The 2,275-nt window shown below is 77.4% G+C and carries 3 protein-coding genes and 1 pseudogene; 2 read left to right on the top strand and 2 right to left on the bottom strand.

The genetic code is table 11. The features are described from left to right. Both VER05_RS07260 and VER05_RS07255 read left to right on the top strand, forming a co-directional pair. Window positions 1-286, top strand: a pseudogene (locus VER05_RS07260) (MFS transporter); the annotation flags it as partial. Window positions 287-384: 98 nt separating this feature from the next. Then, window positions 385-852 (top strand): MarR family winged helix-turn-helix transcriptional regulator, encoded by a 468-nt coding sequence (locus tag VER05_RS07255; RefSeq protein WP_324844710.1) that lies wholly within the window; start codon window positions 385-387, stop codon window positions 850-852. A gap of 27 nt (window positions 853-879) precedes the next feature. Here VER05_RS07255 and VER05_RS07250 read toward each other — a convergent pair whose 3' ends face one another. Together VER05_RS07250 and msrB are read right to left on the bottom strand one after the other, a co-directional pair. Then, complete coding sequence (locus VER05_RS07250; RefSeq protein ID WP_324844709.1) at window positions 880-1,779, bottom strand: NERD domain-containing protein; 900 nt, start codon at window positions 1,777-1,779, stop codon at window positions 880-882. A 70-nt stretch (window positions 1,780-1,849) separates the two neighbouring features. Then, entirely contained in the window at window positions 1,850-2,257 is a 408-nt protein-coding gene (gene msrB / locus VER05_RS07245) for a peptide-methionine (R)-S-oxide reductase MsrB (RefSeq protein WP_324844711.1), read from the bottom strand. Window positions 2,258-2,275 lie beyond the last annotated feature (18 nt).

Raw genomic sequence — 2,275 nt, 5'->3', positions numbered from 1 at the left:
GACGATCGTCGAGTCGTCCTACGGCCACGGCATCGCGGACCTGTTCCTGTACGCCGTCCCGCTCGGCGTGATCGCGCTGATCGCCGTGCTGTTCCTCAAGGAGGTGCCGCTCGGCCGCCGGTCCGGCGTCGAGCAGCTGCTCGACCAGGAGCAGACCGGCGAGGCGGCCGTCGCCGAGGCCGGCACCCCCGGCGCCCAGCAGGCGGTCGGCCGGCAGGCCGAGGCGGAGCTGGCGGACGCCGCGCAGGCGGACGCGGAGCCGGCCGCCCCGGCCCACCGGGCCTGACACCCGGAGCCACCCCCGCGGGCCCGCCCGCGGCACGACGCGAGGCGCCCGGCCGTCCCACCGACGGCCGGGCGCCTCGCGTCGTCCACAATGGGTCGGTGGACACCCCGACCGACCCCGTCGCGCGCATCGAGTCCGAGCTCGGGCTGCTGCTCCGCCGTGCGCGCGCCTCGGCCGAGCGCCTCGCCCGCGAGGTGCACCCGGACCTGGAGCCCTCGGCGTACCCGCTGCTGGTGCGCATCGAGCGCGAGCCCGACGTGCGGGCCAGCGAGCTCGCCGAGCACATCGGCGTCGGCCGCGGCACGATGTCGCGCCAGCTCGGTCGGCTGGAGCAGCTCGGGCTGATCGAGCGCCGCCCCGACCCCGACGACTCGCGCGGGCAGCTCATCCGCGTCACGCCCGAGGGCGCGCGCCGGGTGGACGCGGCGCGGGTGGCGCGGCGGGGCTACCTGTCGGCGGCGCTCGGCACGTGGGCCGAGGAGGACCGGGGCCTGCTGGCGGACCAGCTGCACCGGCTCAACGAGTCGCTGTCGGCCGCGCCGCCGCGGGTGACGCCGGGCTCCTGAGCGGCCCGGCCGTCCGGGCCGGGCGCCTCAGACGGCGCGCGACAGCGCCCAGGTGCTGCGCCGCCGGGCGATCGCGGCGACCGCGTCCACGCGGCTCGGCGACCAGCGGGCGGGCATCGCGGCGAACACGTCCGGGACGTCGTCGTCCGGCAGCACCAGGGCGTCGTAGGGCGACGGGGCCTGGACCTCCACCGTGCCGTGCACGATCAGCACCCCGCGCACTGCGACCGGCGACCCGACGGCGGCGCGCAGCAGCGAGCCGGCGCGGGCGGCGGTGAGCCGCACGTCGCGCAGGTCCGCGACCCCGCGGCCGTCCGCGGACAAGTGCCGGGAGTCCAGCACGAGGCGCTCCGGGCCGGACGCGGCGGCGGGCCGCTCGGCCACGGCGAACGCGCCGGGCGGGCCGACCAGCAGGTGCGCGACGACGGAGCCCTGGCGGCCGACGGGGACGTCGTGCAGCACGTGCCAGCCGTCGAGCATCAGCCGGTCCAGGCGGTCGCACAGGCTCTCGTGCACCCCGCGGGGCTCGGCGTCGGCGCGCGGGCTCACCAGGTCGTCGGCGCGGTGCCGCCCGCGGGGCGCGGGGGCCTCCGGGCCGTCCGGCGCGGGCAGCGGCTCCGGGGCCGCGTCCCGGCGGGCGCGCCGGCCGCGGGGGCGCGGCGCGGGGTCGGGCTGCGGCTCGTCGCCGGGCAGCACGTCGGTGGCGGGGACGACCAGCTCCGGGACGTCCGCGCGGAGGTAGGCCTGCGCGGCGCCGCGCACGGCCTGCTCCAGACCCTCGCCCTCGAGGGCGGCAGCGTCGGCCTCCACGGCCACCTGGCCGGTGGCGAGGTCGACGCTGCCGAGGGGCGCGCCGGTCTCGGCCGTGACGTACAGCCGGTCGGCGCCGTAGCGGCGCCACCGGCGGACGATCAGGGCCTGTTCCACGTCCGGGATATCGGCAGCAGACCGGTTTCCCTGAAGCATCGGCGCTCCCCTCCCCCACACGGGGGGCAGCCTACTTCGCGTCGAAGGTCAGGCTCACCGAGTTCATGCAGTACCGGTCACCCGTCGGGGTCTGCGGCGCGTCGTCGAACACGTGCCCGAGGTGCGAGCCGCACTTCGCGCAGCGCACCTCGGTGCGCACCATGCCCAGGCTGCGGTCCTCGATCAGCTCGACCTTGTCGCCCGCCAGCGGGGAGAAGAAGCTCGGCCACCCGCAGTGGGAGTCGAACTTGGTCTCCGACCGGAACAGCTCGTTGCCGCACGCGCGACAGCGGTACACGCCCTCGCGGTGCTCGTCGAGCAGCTCACCGGTCCACGGGCGCTCGGTCCCGGCCAGGCGCAGCACCTGGAACTCGGCGGGGTTCAGCTCGACCCGCCACTGCGACTCGTCCTTGGTGACCTCGTAGGTCTTCTCCGCCATCGCGGTGCTCCTCTCGCC

Source organism: Cellulomonas sp., from assembly GCF_035634735.1.
Taxonomy (GTDB): Bacteria; Actinomycetota; Actinomycetes; order Actinomycetales; family Cellulomonadaceae; genus Cellulomonas.
The sequence above is the reverse complement of the archived record's forward strand: the minus strand, read 5'-3'. Positions and strand labels throughout refer to the sequence as shown.